A 20812-nucleotide genomic window follows, 5' to 3' on the forward strand; every position below is an offset into this window, starting at 1 on the left:
GAGTGAGTGGGTGACGCCTGTTTTTAGGCACGGAAGCATGGAGATTTCAGATGGGTCATAACAGCAAGATCACACGGACCAACGCGGTCAAGGTGGCACCCCTGTCGGTGGATCTGAAAACCGGGCTGCTTGAGCCGCGGGTGATGCTGGATGCAAATCTGGAATGGGATCTCAATGCCTCCTCAGCGTTGACCTCCGTGCTGGCGGGTATCGCGCAGTCCTTTGAGGATCAGTTCACCGCGGTCAGCAATGTGCTGGAGACCTTCACGGATCAGGCCGATGACGCTTTTGCCGCGATCAGCCCGCTGTTGGAGACCAGCCAGGGCATTCTGGCGGGGGCCAATGACACCGAGGTGGTGGACCTGAACCCGGTGGTTGAGGTCGCGGATCGGATCACCAAGGCGATCACCGATCTGAAGGGCACCCTACAGGATGTCATTGATACCGCCACGTTTGACACGATGGCCGCCAACATCAACAGCGTGATCGGCGCCAATAAGGTCAGTGCTACGGATCTGGGTGGGCTTTACACCTATGCGAATTTTGCCGATGGCACTGTGTCAGACGACATCGATACCTTCATTGCAGGGCTTGGCGTTTCGAATACCGCGGTGGCGCGGGCGGCGTTTGATGACAATCTGGCCGCGGCCTTTGGTCTGGGCAGCAACGAAAACTTCGCCCTGACGCTGACCGATGTTGGGCCTGCCGACAACAAGCTGATCACCTTCACCCAGCAGAAGGACGGGCTGAACAACGACATCACCACCGCGGTGGATGTGGCGATCAACCTGCCTGAGGTCTTCACCGATATGACCTCCATGCTGCAGCAGGCCATTCCCGGCCTGACCCTGCCGATTGATATCCTGTCCGGTTCGGACAGCGGGGCGTTGATTTCCTTCGAGCTGCAAAGCATCGCGGTTTATGACGATCCGGCTGAGGGCAATGCGCTGACGCTGGATCAGGTTGGCCTCAACATTCACAACTTTGACTTCGCGCCGCTGGTGCAGGTGGGTGGGGCAATTGATGCGGCCGTTGGGACTGAGGCCTCGCTTGGCCTTTTGTCACTGAATGTGACCGCGCTGGAATTGGCGACCTTTGGTGTTTATGCCGAAACCACATCCGGGTTTAACCTTGGCTTCCAAACCGATTTCACCGCCGGCCCGGTGCCCAGCAACGAATGGTTCGGCCATGGCCACAGCCTGAGCGTTGAGGCGCGTATTCAGGAGGTTGGCAGCAACACCGCTGTGGCCTTTGGGGGCGTGGATCCGCACCGTCTGGCAGAAGTGGCCTTTGACGGAACGCTGGCCTTTGGGTCGGTTGATCAGAACTTCTCAGGCGTTGTGGGGTTCTCTTCGGTGTTGGACACCAACAGTGCCAGCGGGCTGGTGCAGGGGATCAGCGATACCGCAACGGCGGATTTTGATCTGACCCTCAACGGCGGTGTGGCGGATGTGTCGCCAGAATTGGCGGCGGCGATCGAAAGCGCCATCGAAGGCCTGGCGGCGATGGGCGTCAGTGAGATGACTGGCTTCCTTGAGGATGTGGGCAACACCATCGCCAGCGCCCTGCGCGATGCAGCCTTTGATCTGGCGATTCCGCTGACCGATATCCGGATGAGCCAGGTGATTGATGAGGTGGCTTCGGTCTTCTCCAGCCTGGCGCAACAGTTCACCATCGACCCCGATGCCTTTGGCATGACGCAGGAGGTTGATGATCCAGACAACGCTGGTCAGACGCTGACGGAGAAACTGCCCAACAGCCTGATGGGGGCCGCGGACAGCCACGACGGTCTGGCGTTGAATGATGCGCAATGGGCGGAGTTGCTGGCCTATGATCAGCTGCAACTGGGCATCGTGACCCCCGATGGCAATCCGACCTCACAGATCGTGACCATCGACTTGTGGACCGGTGGGGTGGACACCAGTGATGAACAGGCGCGGATGAACAGCCTGCTGGACGCGCTGAACGGGGCGCTGGGCACCTATGGGATCACCGCTGCCCTGTCCTTCCTTGGTGGTCTGAAGCTGAGCAGCACCGCAAACGGCAATGGCAATTACAACAGCTTTGCCGTGCTGGCTGGGCGCCGTCAGAGCGATGGCAGCTGGGATGACACCGTATCCCTTGCGCAGTTTGGGTTTGACGACGGGCAACTGTCTGAGGCCGAGGATGCCTTTAGCACCGATGGCGGGGCCACCAATTTCAGCGGGACCATTGCGCGGTTCACCACCGGCGTGTCCGGGTTTGAGTTTGGCACCTTTGATATGACCGCTTTGGAGGGTGTTTCATCCGTTCGGTTCACCATTACGGTGGACGGCGAGGAGCAGGAGGTGGATGTGCAGTCCAGCTCCGGCCCGGGGTTTGGCTCGCTCAGCGGGTTCATTGCAGATTTCCAAGGCGCGCTGGATGGCAAGGGCTACCACGTCAACGTCAGCACCAACGCGGCCGGGGATGGTCTGGCCTTTGATCGTGGCACGGATGCCGATGGCGCGGAAGAAACCCGTGGCTTTGAATTCAACGTGGATCCGTCCAAGCTGATGAAGGCGCTCAGCGTGGATACGCTGATTGATTGGGTGAACACCGAGCTGGACAAAACCATGCCGGGGGCCACGTTGGAGCTGACCAGTGAGGGTGAGTTGATCTTCAGCTTCCCGGATCTGGTCAAAACCCTATCGATCACGGGGGATGACGGGGTCACGCTGAACACCGGCGATCTGTCGATCGGGGTGTTGAACAACATGTCGCTTGAGGCGGCGCTGGCGGCTGAGATGAGGGCGCAGTTCTCCTCGGGGATCGGGATTGATCTGGCAGGGCTGGCGACCGATTTGATCACCGACAGTGGTGAGGCCAACGCGCTGGAAGCCAGCCGCGGCTTTGGCGATGAACTGCTGGATGCGGTGTTGGACAATACCTTCCTCAACGACCTGTCGCTGGATGTTGGTGTGACCGGGTCTGCTACGGATATCATTGGCACGGCGGATCTGGGGATCGTTTCGGTCAACATCGGCTCTGAGGATGCCAGCCAGAACATTCTGGCGCTGGACACCCAGTTGCAGGCGACGCTGATTGGCCGCGATGCCGAAGGCGCGTTTAACGAACAGCTGAGCTTCCGCAACCTTTACGAGGCCGTGGCCGATAAGGTGGATCTGGTGGACGGTGAGGTGGTGCACACCCAGGCCCCCGGGATCGGATCGCTGTTGGGCCGCTTTGATCTGAAAGGCGGCATTGTGGTCGATGGGGCTGGTCAGGCTCTTGCCGCAGGTGGCGCACCGATCGCAAATGCGGGTGAGATCCAGCATGTCACCGATGCCTTTGGCTACACCGGTGGCGATGAACTGGCGCAGTTCCTGTTCCGTCTGGGCGATGTGAAGATCAACGTCGCTGGTATCAGCGGCATCAACGAAGATCTGGTTGATGGCATCAGCGCCACCATCCTTGATCTGAAGGACATTCAGGGCAGCTATGACGTTCAACTGCTCAGCAACGATCCCAATGCGCTGGCCGCGATTGATGGTCTGAGCGCGCTGGAAGATGGCGATATCCTCGACACGCTGGTGGCAATTGCCAATGTGTTGGTTGTGGTGGGCGATACCCTGTCCGAGAAAATGCCTTTCCTCGACGCCAATATTCCGCTGTTGAACCTATCGATCCTGGATCAGATCCAGTTTGCGGCCGACTTCCTGCAGGCGTTGCAGGATCTGCGCAATGATCCGCAGTCCGGGCTGGATAAGGTTGAGGCCTATCTGGAAGGGGTCTTTGGTCAGGACACGGTGACGCTGACCTGGGATGGCGATGCCCAGACGATCCTGTTCGATCTGGAGTTCAAATTCCTGGAGGACTACCAGAAAGAGCTTCCCTTCAACCTGGACCTTGCGGCGCTGCTGGGCGATCAGCTGGCCGATATCGTCGGGCCGGATCTGGCGGATGTGGTCAGCGGCTTGGTTGACGTTTCCGGCGATGGGGCGCTGATCTTTGACCCCGATCTGGCAATGAAATTCTCCTTCGGGATTGACCTCAGCCCGACGCTGGTGACCCCGACAGTGATTGCGCAATCCACGCAGGACATCAACGCGCTGTCCACGGTCAGCAGTTTCAATCTGGCGCCGGGTGGCGGCAATGATCTGCGTCTGACATGGATCGACAATGACACCGGCGAACAAAAACGGGTGGAGGTCAATCTGGAAGGGTTGACCACACTGGGTGATGTGGTTGCTGCGATTGACACCGCGGTGAAGGCCGAGTTTGGCGCAACGGTCAGCTTTGCCTATGATGAAGCCAGCGGTCAGATCACCCTGTCTGACAGCAACAACACCATCATCGACGACACTGATGTGACCGCACTCTTCGGTGCCAGTGAAGTGGCGGGTGCCGATGACGGCGGCGCCCTGACCGTGGCGCTGGATGCCGGCTTCACGGCCTTTGCGGATGAGTTGATCTTCACCGTGTCGGTAAACGGAACCCCGGTGGAGGTGACCATCCCGGCCGAGGCGGACCGGACCCGTGCGGGGTTCATCGCGGCGGCCAATGTGGCGCTGCAGAACACCTATCTGGCGCGCAATGTGCTAAGCGCCTCCGCCCTGCCGATCCCGGCGGTGCAGCTGTCAAACCTGTTTGATCTGGTGGACGATGGCGGCACGCTGAAACTGCGGGCAACTGATTATCCGCAGGCGCTGGGCTATGAGGCGATCACCTTCACCGTCAGCGGAGACGATCAGTCCCAAGACATCGCCTTCAAGGTCGAAAGCCTTGGCGGTTCGAACGTGGCGCGGGCCTTGGGTTTTGCCGGGGATAGCGGTTTCAGTGCAGGCGATATGACCTCTGAGGTGATCTATGACGGTGTCACCGCCGGTGCGCCGCGGGTCTATCTGGACACGGTCAACACCGGGATCATTGCCAGCTTCACCGCGGGCGTAAATGATGGGCTGGAGCTGAAGCTGGGCTTGGGCCCGATTGAGGTGATGGTTGAAAACGGCCATGCGCTGATCACCGCCGGCGACGATGCAGGCTCACCTGCGTTCCTGCGGCTGGGCATCAATGACATCGACGGGGATGAACACGCGGATCAATATGATCTGAGCCATGTGTTTGAAATCTCCAATGATCCTGCCGTCGGCTATGCCGATCTGTTTGATCTGGACGCGGCGATGGCGATCGATGTCTTCCTGCCGATGAGTGACACGCTGGGCCTGTTTGATCCCACCACTGATGGGTTGAGCTGGAAGGCAGATCTTCTGGTCACGCCGGATGATTTTGTGCTGGCCAACCTGACCTCGGCCAATTGGTCCACCTCGCTCGAAGGGGCGCTGATGGACATCTACAACGGCGTGGCACTGGCGGTTGGCGACGGTCTGGGTGAAATCAAGTTTGAGATGCCTGATCTGTCAGAGTTCCTGGAGAACCTGAACGTTCTGGCGATCCTGAACGATCCCAAACTGGTGCTGGGTGGCCTTGATATGCTGCTGAACCAGATGCAGCAGATCTTTGATGATTACCTCAGCGGGATCAACCTGCCGGTGGTCGGCGATGCGATCGGCGCGGGCGTGACCTTCTTTGATGATTTCCGCCTGAACGTGGTGCAAAAGGCCCTGGCCTGGGCGGAAACCCCGCTGGCGGATGGCAGCTATCCTACCACGGTCGATTTCCTGACCGGCGTGGTGAACGACGCGCTGAACGATCTGCTGGGCACCTCGGGCACGCAGTATCTGCAAGCCTATCTGAACACCGACGGCGCGACTGAGGACAGCTACCTCTACGTGGCGCTGAACTTCAACGCGATCATCTTTGACGAAGAGGTGGCGATTGATTTTGACCTTGGCGTGCCGGGCTTTGATCTTGCGGTCGAAGATGGCTCCAAGGTGCGGATGACGCTGGACTACATCGTCAACATCGGCTTCGGCTATGATGGCAAAGGCTTCTTCCTGCTCAATGACACCGATGAGAATGAGGTCAGCATCGACTTCACCGTCGATGCAGGCAGCTTTGAGGGCTCGATGAGCCTGTTTGGCATTCTGGGGGTGAACGCTGAGGCGGTGACCGTCACCAATGGCACCGTGACCGAACGGGCCAGCGCCAGTGGCCAAAGCGGCACGGCGCAGCTGACCGCCAGCCTGGGTGCGGATCTCTATGGCGATACTGGCCTGCAGATCCTGAACCCCGATGATCAGCCTGACGGCACCGGCGGTGTCACTGCAGACAGCGCCTATCGTGATTTCAGTGGCGTGGATGTGCGCGATGGTCTGGGCAACCGGATGGACTGGGAAAAGGTGGTCTATCTGGCGCAGCTGGATACCAGCAACCTGATCAGTTTTGACTTCGTTGCCGGCTTTGACATCCAGATCGGTCTGGAAGCCAACGTGCTGAACCCGGAAACCGGGCAGCCGATCGAATTTGGTGGCGCGCAGGTCATCCCAAGCGTGATGACCGAGCTGATCTTTGAAGGCGGCTACAGCGTTGCTGATGGTTTGAACATCGACAAGCTGATGTTCAATCAGGTCCGTCTGGACGCCAATGTTCTTTATGATGCGCTGCTGAAACCGATCCTTGATCCGGTCATGGGCTTCATTGAGCCGCTGGCCGATTTCTTCAAGTTCCTGTCAACGCCGCCGGTCAGCTTCCTGGTGGATATTCTGGGCAATGTGTTCCCGATTATCGCGATGGCGGACACTGTGATCACTGTCGGCAATCAGGTCACACAGATGCTGGTGACGCTGAACCGCACGGGTGGGATGGTGATCTTTGGTGACTATGACTTCACCGGCAATGCGGATGACATCGAAAGTGGTGAATCCACGATGTCCAGCATGGATCAGTCCAACATCTCGCGTTCGAATGCAGATTCTGCGACCCAAGGCGGCGGCTTTGGTGTCTTCGGCGATCCCAACAAAGGTCTCTCGGCTGAGCTGCCACTGCTGACCGATCCCTTCTCGGCGCTCAACATTCTGTTGGGCAACTTTGATGAGGTGGACCTAGTCCGTGCCAAATTCACCCTGTTCAACGTCGACACAGGCGTGATCGATGTGGCTGACAAGCTGCTGAGCGAATTTGGTATGCCGGGCTGGGTTAAGAAGATCGTCAAAAGCGCCTTTAAGGCGACCTTTGAGGCGCGCTTCATCGCCAAATTCGAAGTTGGCTATGACATGTCGGGCATTGTGAACTTCGTGAACTCCTATGACCCTGAGCGTCTGTTGGATGGGGTCTTTATCGACGCCGCGCCGGGCTCCTTGGTGGATGCCTATCTGGGGGCTTCGGTGCGTCTGAATGCAGGGCTTGCCGGGTTGAGTTCCAACTTCCACGTCGGGGTCCAGTTGAGCTTCAATGATCCCAATGATGATGGCAAATTGCGCATCCCCGAACTGATCGCACTGGTTGAGGCTGCAGCCGATTCACCCGGCGATACGCTCGGCTATCTGTTCCGCGGCAGCGCCAGCTACAAGTTCAAGCTGAGCGTCTGGGCCGGGATCAGCCTGCCTTGGCCGCTGCCGGACCTGAAATGGTCGACCACGGTCTTTAACTTTGGCGATTCGATTGATTTTGGCGGGCTTAAGCCGCCGGCACAGCTGGCCACCGATCCGGGCGATACCGGCAACACTGCGATCCTGAACGTGGGCGCGCGTGCCGGTGGCAGCATGTCGACCATCGAAGGCGACGGCGATGACCGGATTGTTGTGGATGGGCCCAACTCCCCCTTCCAGGTGACGCTGAAAAGCGGTGGACAGACGATCCAAGGCAGCTTTGATCAGACCGCTGGGGCCATCATCGTACCGGCCGGTAATGGCAACAACACCGTCGATCTGAGCGGCGTCAACAACGGCATCCCAACCGTGACCTACACGGGCACCGGTGCGGACCAGATCACCCTGCCGCCCTCTGGTGTGCATGTGGTCTTTGCCGGGGACGGCATTGACCGGATCACAGCGCCCTCCGGGGCCACCGGGACCTATGTGATCTTTGGTGAAGGGGGGGCAGACACCGTCAATATCCCAAGTGGCAATGTGATCTACTTTGGCGATGATGATTTCGGGATGCGGGATCTGTTCCTCAGCGAATTTTCCAGCGGTGGCGTCACTGAGGCGAAGCTGCTGGCGCTGCTGGGTATTGATGCCAGCGGCAATCCCAACCCCAGTGCTGCAGCCAATTATGACTACAACGGCGGCAAACTGAACCTGCATAACCTGTTGTCGGTCTACACCGCAGACACCCAGCTGAAGGCGGCGAAAGACGTTGAAACCGTCACCGTGGGCAACGGCAACCACGTGATTCTGACCGGCGCGGGGGATGACCAGATCACCGGCGTTCTGACGGGCACGGGCAACGTGCATGTCTTCTCTGGCGCTGGGGAGGATGTGATCTCCATCGGTGGGTCGGATGTTTACATCGAAGGCGGTGCCGGCGCGGATCTGATCAAGGTCGACGGCGCCCGGACAGAGGTCTGGGGCTGGGGCAAGGCCGCCGGCGAAGACGGGCTGACCGCGTCCGAGGCGATCAAAGCCATGGCGCTGAAAGACAAAGGCGACATCCTGATCGGCGGGTCCGGGGCTGACCAGCTGTTTGGTCAGCTGGGGCAGGACATTCTGGAAGGCGGCGCTGGTGCGGATGTGCTGGCTGGGGGTCTGGAAAACGACCTGATCAATGGCGGCCTGTTCGACATGTCCGACAGTTCCGGCACTGCGCTGGCGCTAAGCGATATTGATCTGAGCGTGCAACGCACCTCTGGTCTGGTTGTGGCCAGCGAAGACATTGCTGATGGCAATGACACCGTGCGCGGTGGCGATGGTGCCGATGTGCTGATCGGCGGTGGCGACCGCGACAGCATCTCGGGCGGGATCGGCAATGATATTCTGCTGGGTGATTTCGGCACGGTGACTTTCTCGGCCAGTATGGTGGCAAAACACGCCACCACAACCTTTGACACCAGCAGCAATGGCGGCACCGATGTGCTGAAAGGCGAACAGGGCAACGATATCCTGATCGGTGGCTTGTCTGATGCGGGCCTGCCTGAGGTGCTAGAGGACTACGAAGGCAACAACATCTTCTTGGGTGACTTTGGTGAAATTTCCGGGTCGCGCATCCTTGAGGTGCCGACGCTGATCCGTGGCATCGCCAGCGCCAGTGGCGGCGACGATGTGATCCGGGCCGGCCGCGGCAATGACATGATCCTTGGCGGCGAAGGGGCCGATGAGATCTATGCAGGCCTGGGTGCGGATTTCGTACTGGGTGATCTGGGACAGATCGATCTGACGGGGCCGTCGATGACGGGCACCGGTTCGGCGCATGATGGAAATGACACCATCGTTCTGGGTGTGGATACACCGTCTGAATACACCAACCCTGCCCTGGAGGATCTGATGGATGTGGTGATCGCGGGTGGCGGCAATGACACGATCGCGGCGCAGGCCGCGGGTCTGGCCGTGCTGAGCGACAGCGGCACCATCAACATGACCTCTGTCGGGGTGAACGCCCTGCGCAGCTATGTGCCGCTGGGCAGCACCCCCACCAGCGATGAGGAGGCCGCCGACGCAAGGGCCAAGAACCTGATCCGGGCGATGGTGGCCGATATGATCAGCGCGGCCCACAGCGGTGACGGGGCGGACCAGCTGACCACCACGGGCGGCGATGTGGCGGCGATCCTTGGCGGCGGCGCAGATGGTGCGACCCTGGCCGATGGCACCATTTACGTGATGGGCGATGACGGCTCGATCCGTATTGATGACAACAGCAGCTACACCGGCCGTGAGGTGGTGATGACCAGCACCGCCAGTGTGACCGCTGGCAATGGTGACCAGATCACCGCGGCCAATGGCACGGCGCTGGTTGTTGCTGGCGATGGCAATGACACGATCAGTACAGGCAACGGCACCTCCGCGGTGATGAGTGACAGCGGCACGCTGACCCATGACAGCCGCAGTGCTGATCTGTCGGTTTCCCTGGTTGCGGATGTCACCCCGGGCAGCGGCGATGATCACGTCACGGTTGGCAATGGCGACATGCAGCTGATGCTGGGTGAGGGTGCAGATACGCTGATCGCAGGCAATGGTGATTTTGACGTGCTTGCCGATTCCGGTACCCTGCGCAACAACGCGGCAGAGCGGTTCCTGCAGCTGGATGCCAGCCAGGCCGGTGGCAATGACAGCCTGACCGTTGGGGCAGGGGATCACATTGCAGCATTGGGTCTGGGCGATGATGAGGCGCGCTTTGGCCTGGGCACCACCGCGGTGCTGGGTGACGTTGGCACTGTCAGCCTGACCCGCAGCACCGGTGATCTGCGCCTCAGCTCTGAGGGGATCACCGCAGGCGGCAATGATGATGTGACCACCAGTGACGGCAACGATTGGGTGTTGCTGGGCTCCGGCGCTGACACTTTGGCAGCAGGCAATGGTGACAATCTGATCCTTGGCGACAACGGTGTGATTGATGTGACGGCAGCGGAGACCACGCTGACCAGCACCGACGATGCCACCGGCGGCGTGGACAGCGTGACCTCTGGCACGGGTCATGACTGGGTGAACCTTGGCGAAGGTGCGGATTGGGCGCACTTGGGCGCGGGTGATAATCTGGTGATGGGCGACAACGGTGTGATCCGTGTCGCAGGCACCAGCACCACCCTGACCACGCAGAGCCCGGCGCTGGGCGGCAATGACACCATCACCGCGCTTGGTGGCAATGACATGATGGCACTGGGCAACGGTGCTGACGTGGCTGATCTGGGTGAGGGCAACAACATCGGTCTGGGCGACAGTGGCGTGATTGCCGTGACGCCAACCCAGACGCGGGTGGAAAGCAACACGGCGGCCGAGGGCGGCAATGACAGCCTGACCTCCGGCGCGGGGCTGGATGTGATGGTTCTGGGCTCCGGCGATGACACTCTGGCGGCAGGCAGCGGCGACAACCTGATCCTTGGCGACAACGGCGTGATTGATGTGACGGCGGCGGAGACCACGCTGACCAGCACCGACGATGCCACCGGCGGCGTGGACAGCGTGACCTCTGGCACGGGTCATGACTGGGTGAACCTTGGCGAAGGTGCGGATTGGGCGCACTTGGGCGCGGGTGATAATCTGGTGATGGGCGACAACGGTGTGATCCGTGTCGCAGGCACCAGCACCACCCTGACCACGCAGAGCCCGGCGCTGGGCGGCAATGACACCATCACCGCGCTTGGTGGCAATGACATGATGGCACTGGGCAACGGTGCTGACGTGGCTGATCTGGGTGAGGGCAACAACATCGGTCTGGGCGACAGTGGCGTGATTGCCGTGACGCCAACCCAGACGCGGGTGGAAAGCAACACGGCGGCCGAGGGCGGCAATGACAGCCTGACCTCCGGCGCGGGGCTGGATGTGATGGTTCTGGGCTCCGGCGATGACACTCTGGCGGCAGGCAGCGGCGACAACCTGATCCTTGGCGACAACGGCGTGATTGATGTGACGGCGGCGGAGACCACGCTTACCAGCACCGATGATGCCACCGGTGGTGCGGATAGCGTGACCTCGGGCACCGGTACTGACTGGGTCAATCTTGGCGAAGGTGCCGATTGGGCGCACTTGGGCGCGGGTGACAACCTGGTGATGGGCGACAACGGTGTGATCCGTGTCGCCGGCACCAGCACCACCCTGACCACGCAGAGCCCAAGCCTTGGCGGCAATGACACCCTCACCGCGCTGAGCGGCAATGACATGATGGCGCTGGGCAACGGTGCGGATGTGGCCGATCTGGGTGAGGGCAACAACATCGGTCTGGGTGATAACGGCGTGATTGCCGTGACGCCCACGCAGACGCGGGTTGCTACCTCCAGCCCTGAGCTGGGCGGCAATGACAGCCTGACATCGGGTGCAGGTCAGGACACCATCGTTCTGGGCGTCGGCGATGATACCTTGGCGGCGGGTGATGGCGATAACCTGATCCTTGGCGACAATGGTGAGATCACCGTGACCAGTGACCGGACCTATCTGACCAGCGACACCCCGGATCAGGCGGGCGCGGACAGTGTCACGGCGGGCAGCGGTTCGGACTTTGTTGTTCTGGGCGGCGCGGCGGATGTGGCCAATCTTGGCGATGGCGACAATGCCCTGATCGGTGACAATGGCTGGATTGAACAGACCGCTGCGCATCTGCGTCTGGTCTCAACCGTGGTGAACAACGGCGGCAATGACAACGTGACCACCGGGGCGGGCCATGACAGCCTGATCCTTGGCGCGGCGAGTGATCTGGTCGAGGCAGGTGATGGTGACAACCGGATTCTTGGTGACAATGGTGAGATCCTGGTCAACACCAGCGGCATCAGCCAGGTGTTCGCAACCCATGGTCTGGATGGTGCGGATACGATCACCACAGGTGCAGGTCTGGATGTGATCATCGGGGCCTTGGGGGCGGACAGCATTCAGGCGGGCCATGGCGATAACACTGTGATCGGTGACATGGGGATCATCACCCAGGAGGCCGGCCTTGCCGGCGCGGCAACGCGCACGGCTGTGACGCAGACCGTGGGCACGGGGGACAATGACACCATCACCGCGCTGGATGGGGTTGATGTGATCCTAGGCGGTGCGGGCGCGGATCGGATTTCCTCGGGCGCGGGTGACGATCTGATCCTTGGCGATGATGGCAACTGGACCTCGGCCCATATGACCGGGCTGGGTCAGGCAACGGTTGAGGTGATGCAGACCGGTGGCGATGATTGGATCGATGCCGGCGCAGACAATGACATCGTTATGGCCGCACAGGGCAATGACACCGTTCTGGCCCAAGCGGGTGAGGACGTGGTTCTGGGCGATGATGGCACCGTGACCTTCCGCAATGAAACGGATGTGGAAACGCTGCTGCTGACCAATCAGGATCGTGGCGGTGATGATGAGCTGACCGCGCTTGGTGGTTCGGGCGACAACATCATCATCGGCCAGTTCGGCAATGACAGCATCACCGGTGGTCTGGATGATGACCTGTTGGTCGGGGACCTGGTTACCCTGCAGTTCGACAGTCACCAGAACGTGCTGCCGGGTCAGTCCGCCTGGGACCGGATGAGCCGTATGGTTGGCATCCGCGAAGATCTGGGTTTTGACGACACGCTTTATGGCTCTGATGGGGATGACTTCATTATGGGCGGCTTCGGCGATGACATCATCTATGGTGAGGCCGGGCAGGACTTCCTGATCGGGGAAACCGTGATCTACGTCCGCAGCTGGTCGTTCAACACCGAAGGCCTGCTGGATGAGGTGATCACCGTCGACACCAACTTTGCTTTCCTTGATGGCGGCTATGATGAGATGAGCGGCGGCAGCGGCTTTGACATCATGGTGGGCGGTCTGGGCCCGGATCTGTTCTACGGCGACACGGCTGAGGATCTGCTGCAGTCGGATGGCTATGCGGGCCTGTTCCGCGCCACCTGGGGGATTGATGGCTTTGCCGGCGACACGCCGCACCGGGCGCTTTACACCTCAAACTATGCCGGTCTGGGCGCCACCGATGTGGTCTCTGCCGCGCAAGAAGAGGATTCCATCGGTGTGCCACTGAAGTTCACCTCCCCCGAAGAGGTCGAGGATGAGGTTGTGGCCGAAGAGACTGAGATCGAAGTGTCTGAGGGCTATCAGGCTGAGGCGCGGCCGCTGCAACGCGGTCAGATCGTGGCCCATGTGCTGGCCTATCTGGAAAGCGCTGCGGTCACCGATGCGCTGGCCAATGCAATTGCCGCCGGGGCGGATCTGGATCTGGTGCGCGGAGCGCTGATTGAAAGCACGATCAACGATCTTGGGTCCCTGTCGCGCATGGGCGCGGTGGAGTTCGAAGCGCTGATCGTTGAGGTGGTGGATTATCTCCTCAGCAGGGTTGTCACTGACCGTGATGCGGTTACACAGATGGAAAAATTGGCCCTCGCGGCTGAGTAAACTGGCCGCGTGACTTGGCTGAACAACAACGAAGATGTGAGACGGATAACATGACGGAAAAAGTAACCGGCGCCCCGACCGCGCTGAACGGCACGACCATCAACTGGGATGACAGCGAAATGGTCAGCGCCTACGCCAATGTTGGCACCGCAACGGCCAACCGCGAAGAGTTCTTCTTGCTGTTTGGCACCCACCAGCACTGGCGCGGCAGCCGTGAGGAAACCGCAGAGGTGGATGTGAAGCTGGCCAATCGTATCGTGATGAGCCCCTTTGCGGCCAAACGTCTGGCGGTGATCCTGACCCAGTCGATCAAAGCCTATGAAAACCAGTTTGGTGAAATCGAAACCTGATTGAGCGGTTGCGATGCTGGAAGATGTAAGCGCGGTTCTGCAGTTTGAGGCAGCGCCAGACGCCGATGCGGTGGTGCTGAAGGGTGCCTTGCCTGCGGGGATGTCTGTCCAGGATCTGCGCGCCATGTGCGCCGATAAACCCAATATGCGAAAACTGGCAGAGCGGCTGGCGATTGTCCTGCCGGTCGCCACCACGCCGCCGCGCTGGCAGGCCTGGGTCTTTGACACGGTGCCACCGCTGAACGCGCTGTCGGCGCTGGTCCAGGACATTCAGGCGCGCGGGGCCGCGGTTCTGGCGGCCTCTGATGCGGCGCAGCCCGGGCAACAGGGCGCAGCGGCCTCGGTCACGATGGCCGATGGTCAGGCCGCGCCCGATACCGCGGCGGTGGTGGCCCTGACCGCGCTGGGGCAGGGCAGCAAACGCAGGGTCAAAGCGGTGCTGCAGGTCATCGCCAATGCGATGATTGAAACCGGCTTGTGCCAGTTTGCGGCATTGGCTGAACTGCGTCGCGGCAAGGTGCGGGCGCTGACCTTAAGCGATCAGGCCGGCGAACCCTACGCAGATGAGCTGCGCCATGTGATCCTGCACCAGGTCGGTGATGAGCCGCAGCAGCGCCGTATCCCTGCCAATGATTTCAGCGCTGAAAACCTGGATCCCGCATTGTTGGGCGATATGTTTGGGGGCGGTGATCTGGTGCTGGACCTGCCCGCCGCAGGCACCCATGGCTATGCGTTCATGCTGTTTTGCGCCACACCACAGGCGGAGGCGCAGCTTGCCGCGTTAAAGGCGGTGTTGGCGGCATCCTTGCCGGGACGCACCCCGCGCCCCATGCGCGCCTTGGCGTTGCGTGGTGCAGCGTTGACCGCAACGGCGGCGCTGCTGGTCTGGCTGGCCTTGCCCGCCCCGTTGAAAGTGACCGCAACCGCGACCAGTCTGCCAGCTTCGGCCCAGGCGATGGCACTGCCATTTGAGGCCTTTCTGGAACAGATGCATGTGCGGGTGGGCGATCAGGTGGCCGCTGGCGATCCCATTGCCGATCTGCGGGCGCCGAACCTGCTGGATCAGCGCGCCGATCTGGTGGCGCAGATCGCAATTGAAGAGGTTTCGGCGCAATCGGCCCTCTCGGCCAATGACTATGGGGCCTATGTCCTGTCAGAACAGAAGATCGCGCAGAACCGCAAACGACTGGATCAGCTTGAGGAGCGGTTGGCGCAGTTGCGGTTGCGCGCGCCTTTCGACGCCCGCGTGGTGCAGGCACTGGGGCATGAGGTCTTGGGTGCCTACCAGCCCACTGGTGAAAACATCGCTGTGGTTCAGCCCGAAAACCGCTATGCGGCGCGGCTGAAGATCGCCCGCGTTGATGCGCCATTGTTGCAGGTCGGTCAAAGCGGTGAGATTTGGTTTCGCGGCATATCCGGGCAGGAATGGCAGCTGGAGGTGACCAGCGCCCCCAGCCTGACCGTGGATCCCACCTCCGGCGAAGAAGAGCTGACGCTTAAGGCGGAACTGTTGGGGCAGGATCAGGCGCGGCTTTTCGCGGGGCTGACAGGGTTTGCCAGGATTGAAGTCGGCGAACAGATGCGGGCGCTGGTTCTCAGCCGCTATGCGCGGGAATACATCAGGATGAAGCTGTGGACCTGGTTCGACTTCCAACTCTGAGGCAGATCAAGCTGCGGCTGGCGGCCGAAGGGGGGCGGGCGATCTATCTGGTGCAGGACCTCTCAACCGGGCGTATTTTCACGCTGCCGGCCAAAGTGGCCCATGCGGTGCGCAACAGTCAGATCGCGGTCAGTGATCCGCACCGCGCCGCTGACGCCAAAGCATCGGTCGATGAAGAGGTTGCGAAAGAAGTTTACGGCTTCCTGCATATGATGAAGGCGGTGCAGGCCACCGATCTGCTGAAGCGCAAACCTTTCAATCCCTTGTTCATGAACCTGCCGCTGTTTGATCTGGGCCCCTGGCAGCGCCACCTGCAAGGTCTGGCGCGGCTGGTGGTCGGCTGGCAGAGCTTTGTGGCATTGGCGCTTCTGGCGGCGCTGTGTTTTTCGCTGGGTGTGCGCAACAACTGGGCCATTTTGGACGCGTTTCAGAATGTCTTTTCGTTGCAGGCGCTGCTGAGCTTCGGCCTTGTTGCCCCGTTTTTGAAACTGATCCACGAAGCCGGTCACGTGCTGACTGCCACGCGCTACGGCGTGCGGGTAAGGCAGTTTGGGGTGATGGTGATCGGGCTTTACCCGATGCCTTTTGTGGATTGTTCAGACGCGGATATGACCGCACGGCGACGCCACCGCGTGGCCATCAGCCTGGCGGGCATTGTGACGGATGTGTTCATCGGCCTGATCGCCTTTGCGCTCTGGCATGTGACCGAGGGCAATTTTTTCCATGTGCTTCTGGGCAATATCTTTGTGTTTTCGACGCTCAATTCGATCCTGTTCAACGCCAATCCGCTGATCAAGCTGGATGGCTACTACGCGCTGACCGATGCCTTGGGGCGGCGCAATTTCTACACCCGGGCCATGGCCACGCTCAGCGGCGCGCGCGACTGGGTGGTCAGCTTTGGCGCACAGGGCCAAAGCCTGCGGGGCTGGCGCCGCAAAGGGCTGGCGGGCTATGCGCTGGCCACCGTGCTTTACCGGGTGAACATCCTGTGGATTATCGCCAGCGCAATGATGCCGAAATACTTGGGGCTTGGTGCGGTTCTGACCGCTTGGGGGGCGTTGGCCATGTTTGCACTACCGTTGATGCGGGATCGGCCGCAAAACCCGGCCACGGATCGCCCAAAGCTCACGCGGGTATGGGGCTGGCGCCTTGGGATCCTGTCGGCGCTAGTGGCCGGTCTGTTTCTGCTCAAATGGCCGTTTTCCACCGTTGTGCCGGTCTCCCTCGACATCACGGGCAGTTATCAGATCACCGTCCGCAGTCCCGGGTTTGTGGACACACGTGCGGGCTATGGCCCGGTCACGGCTGGGCAGGTGATCTTGCAACAGGACAATGTTGTGCTGGCAGATGAACTGGCCATGTTGACCGAGGAGCTGCGCGGGGCGGCCCTGCTTTATGAGGCGGTGCGGGGCGCGGATCCGGCCAAGGCGCAAGCGGCACAGGAAAAGATCGCGTCCTTGCGGGAACGGCAGGCCAATGTTCTGGCGGAACAGGCAAACCTGACCCTCACCGCAGCGACTGCAGGGGTGTTCATGCCGCTGACCTCAATGGAGGCGCGGCGCTGGCTGGGGCCGGGTGATCTAGCAGGTGCCTTGCTGCCGCAGGACGGCGCGGCGGTGCTGACCGGCGCCTTCCCTGAGCGTTATGTGACGCTTTACCGGGGTGGGGTGGCTGAGGCGACGCTTAAGGTGGCGGGTCAGTATCAATCGGTGCCGGTCTCCGGTCTGGATCTGAGCGAAGTGATGCAGCGCAACAGCGAAAGCGGTGCGCGCAGCTGGCAGTTGCGCCTGCGTCATGAGGCGGCAAGTGCGTCCCAGATGGTTGGGCAACCGGGCCAATTGCGCCTGTCGTTTGAACGGGCGCCGGCCTGGCGGCATCTGCAGTTCTGGTGGCAAGGCGTGGTTGAGAAGTATCGCAGTGCCCAGCTGATCGAACGGGAAACGCTGCTGGACTAGGCGCTGAGAATTAGCCCGCCGGATAAACGCCCAGGATTGGCCCATGGGCGTGTAGCAACCCGATGTAGAGGTTGACCGCGATCACCAGCCGCAGCACCAATCCGCCCCAGCTGAGGGGGGCGTGCAGGTAGGGCGCCTGTCGCGTGGCGTTTTGCAGGCTTTCCCATTCGGGCATCTCACGCTTTTTGCGCCGATCAATCAGGCGCATGCCCATAAGGGCAAACAGGCCAAACACCGTGAACAAAATGGCATGGGCCAGCTGACCGTTTGGCACCAGATGGGCAAAGGCCCAGAGGGCGAGGGCCAGCAGGATGGGGTGGCGGGTATAGCGGATCAGGCCGGGACGTTTGGGATCAAAGCTGGCGTTGTTGCGGCCGCCGAAGGAAAACGGGTTGGGCCGCGCCACGCCAAGGCACAGGATCAGGCAGAACAGCGCCATTGCGGTGAACGGCACATGGTTCTGCCACGGCGCCCAGTCCCATAGCACCACCACCGGCGCCCGGCTCGCCGCCATCACCAGCCAGTACAGCGCGGCCAGGCTGAGGACCGAATAGCCGACGCTGAAGCCGCGCTTGCCTAACAGGCCCTGCAGCTGCGCCTTGGTTGCAGGGCGCGTGGGGATGTTATGGGCGGCAAAAAAGCCCAGAAAGGCGGCGATATATTCAAACCAGTCTGTCATAGGGTGGGTTAAACCACGACATCCATTGCCTGTTGTTGACCAACATCAAATACCCGTTTGTAGCGCTCAATCTCAGATGTGGGGCCCATCGCCTTGTTGGGGTTGTCCGACAGCTTCACCGTGGCCTTCCCGTCTGCGGCCACGGCCTTGCAGACCAGTGAGAAGGGCGACAGCGCATCGCCCGGGGTCAGGCCACGGAAGTCATTGGTCAGCAGCGTGCCCCACCCGAAGGAGGGGCGAACCCGACCAGCAAACTGCTGGTGCAGATCCTCGATCTTGTCCACATCCAGCCCGTCCGAGAAGATCACCATCTTCTGCGTTGGATCCTCACCGCGCGAATGCCACCATTCGATGGCAGCTTCGGCGCCGGCGGCAGGTTCGCCGCTGTCGATGCGGATGCCGGTCCAGCCTGCCAGCCAATCCGGTGCCCGTTTGAGGAACCCTTTGGTGCCGAATGTGTCGGGCAGGATGATGCGCAGGTTGCCCTCATGTTCTTCATGCCAGTCGGCCAGAACCTGATAGGGCGATTGCGCCAGTTCGGCGTCATCTTCGGCCAGCGCGGCATAGACCATCGGCAGCTCATGCGCGTTGGTGCCGATCGCTTCCAGATCGCGGTTCTTGGCGATCAGGCAGTTGGAGGTGCCAACAAACTTCTCCCCCAGACCTTCGGTCATGGCCTGCACGCACCAGTCCTGCCACAGGAAACTGTGACGGCGGCGGGTGCCGAAATCTGCGATCCGCAAACCGTCGACCTGACGCAGACGTTCGATTTTTTCCCACAGCTTGGTCATCCCGCGGGCATAAAGCACCTGCAGTTCAAACCGTCCCATGTCGCGCAGCACAGCGCGTGAGCGCAGTTCCATCAGTACGGCGAGGGCGGGGATTTCCCACATCATGACCTCGGGCCAGCTGCCTTCAAAGGTCAGCTCAAACTGGCCGTCGCGTTTTTCCAAGTGGTAGTCGGGCAGGCGCAGCTGCTCAAACCACTCCATAAAGTCCGAGCGGAACATCTGGCGTTTGCCGTAAAAGGTGTTGCCGCGCAGCCAGGTACTTTCGCCGCGGGTCAGCGAGAGGGAACGGATGTAATCCAGCTGTTCGCGCAGCTCACCTTCATCAATCAACTCAGCCAGTTTGATATCGGTCGAGCGGTTGATCAGGCTGAATTTTACCTGCGTGTCGCGCTTGTTGCGAAACACCGACTGACACATCAGCAGTTTGTAGAAATCCGTATCGATCAACGACCGTACAATCGGGTCGATCTTCCATTTGTGGTTCCAGACACGGGTTGCAATATCGACCATATCTCAGTCCTTGGTTTGCTTCCAAACGCGGGGCGACACCTTAGCGAAAACACGTAACCGTGGCTTGGGCACCGAAGTTTTAGGCGGCACACCGGCTATTTACCAGTGGTTGGGGCGATTTTCTTGCCTCCGCCATGATTGTGAGCCGCTGCGCGGGTCCTTGCTGTTGCAAATTCGTCAGTTGAGGGGATGATTGCGCGCAAATCCAGATAATCAGGGACAAAAAGCGGCCAGATCTCTAAATCTTTGCAGGTATTCGGCGTATCAAATTGCAACGAATGCCTGCAAACAGGAGGGAAGACCGTGACCGCAAAGACAGGGATCACCACCGTTTTGGCCACAGTTGTGGCGCTGTTCAGCACCCTCTGGGCGGCGCCAGTGGCCGCCTCAGGCGCGACAGGTGGCAGCGGCGCACCGGGCTTCCTTTCGATCTGGGGGCAGACGGTTGCACCCGCGCCCGCCCCCAAACCGCAGAGCCGCGCAGGCTATTGGGAATATGGCTCCTGGAAGGTCTCGGTCGAGCGTCAGGACAGCTATGAAGACGGGGTCTATTACAACTGCCAGGCCTGGACCGGTGGGGATGGCGAACCCTACGCCCGCGTTGGAATTTCATCGCAGGATGTTGGCCCACCGCATGCCTATCCCGGTGTCACGATTGAGGAATACGCCCCCCGTGGCTATCAGACCTTCATGCGGGGTCAGCAGCGGATGTACCTGTGGTTTGATGACGAAGACACCTATGACGGCATCGTCGAATCCTACTACGACAACGACGGCCTGCCCAATGCAGTTGTGTCGTTCTACTACCCCTACAGCCTGCCCGTTCTGCTGGCGATGCGCCGCAACAACCAGATGGACGTGGTTGTTGAGGGCCGGGTGTTCCACAGTTTCTTCCTGAACGGATTCACCGCGTCTTACCTGAAAATGATGGAAGGCTGCGGCTTCAGCGGTGTGGGCGTCGTTCACTGACGCCCAACCAATTGTCGCCGGATA

At 60.6% G+C, this 20812-nt stretch carries 7 protein-coding genes; 5 read left to right on the forward strand and 2 right to left on the reverse strand.

Translation table 11 applies throughout. The annotated features are described in order from the left end of the window. The first annotated feature begins 50 nt into the window (after nucleotides 1–50). The 4 genes from ACORLH_RS00710 to ACORLH_RS00725 are packed head-to-tail and all read left to right on the forward strand — an operon-like array spanning nucleotide 51 to nucleotide 17839. Nucleotides 51–13874 (forward strand): calcium-binding protein, encoded by a 13824-nt coding sequence (locus tag ACORLH_RS00710; RefSeq protein ID WP_321830694.1) that lies wholly within the window; start codon nucleotides 51–53, stop codon nucleotides 13872–13874. Nucleotides 13875–13924: 50 nt separating this feature from the next. Further along, nucleotides 13925–14224, forward strand: a complete 300-nt coding sequence (locus tag ACORLH_RS00715; RefSeq protein WP_058245435.1) for a DUF3467 domain-containing protein — start codon at nucleotides 13925–13927, stop codon at nucleotides 14222–14224. A gap of 13 nt (nucleotides 14225–14237) precedes the next feature. Continuing rightward, the gene (locus ACORLH_RS00720; RefSeq protein ID WP_321830695.1) at nucleotides 14238–15884 is read left to right on the forward strand and encodes an efflux RND transporter periplasmic adaptor subunit; all 1647 of its coding nucleotides are present in this window, start codon (nucleotides 14238–14240) and stop codon (nucleotides 15882–15884) included. Next, entirely contained in the window at nucleotides 15857–17839 is a 1983-nt protein-coding gene (locus ACORLH_RS00725) for a site-2 protease family protein (protein ID WP_321830696.1), read from the forward strand. Before ACORLH_RS00720 ends, ACORLH_RS00725 begins: the two co-directional genes overlap by 28 nt. A 10-nt stretch (nucleotides 17840–17849) precedes the next feature. Here the strand turns inward: ACORLH_RS00725 and ACORLH_RS00730 are convergent, their stop codons facing one another. Together ACORLH_RS00730 and pncB are read right to left on the reverse strand one after the other, a co-directional pair. After that, nucleotides 17850–18518 carry an NnrU family protein gene (locus ACORLH_RS00730; RefSeq protein ID WP_321830697.1) on the reverse strand — a complete coding sequence of 223 codons (669 nt, stop codon included), beginning with the start codon at nucleotides 18516–18518 and terminating at the stop codon, nucleotides 17850–17852. An 8-nt stretch (nucleotides 18519–18526) separates the two neighbouring features. After that, the gene (pncB, locus tag ACORLH_RS00735; RefSeq protein WP_321830698.1) at nucleotides 18527–19819 is read right to left on the reverse strand and encodes a nicotinate phosphoribosyltransferase; all 1293 of its coding nucleotides are present in this window, start codon (nucleotides 19817–19819) and stop codon (nucleotides 18527–18529) included. Nucleotides 19820–20122: 303 nt separating this feature from the next. Between pncB and ACORLH_RS00740 the strand changes: the two genes are divergently transcribed. Further along, the gene (locus tag ACORLH_RS00740; protein ID WP_321830699.1) at nucleotides 20123–20788 is read left to right on the forward strand and encodes a hypothetical protein; all 666 of its coding nucleotides are present in this window, start codon (nucleotides 20123–20125) and stop codon (nucleotides 20786–20788) included. Nucleotides 20789–20812: the final 24 nt, after the last annotated feature.

The sequence above is a fragment of the Thalassovita sp. genome, assembly GCF_963691685.1.
Lineage (GTDB): Bacteria > Pseudomonadota > Alphaproteobacteria > Rhodobacterales > Rhodobacteraceae > Thalassobius.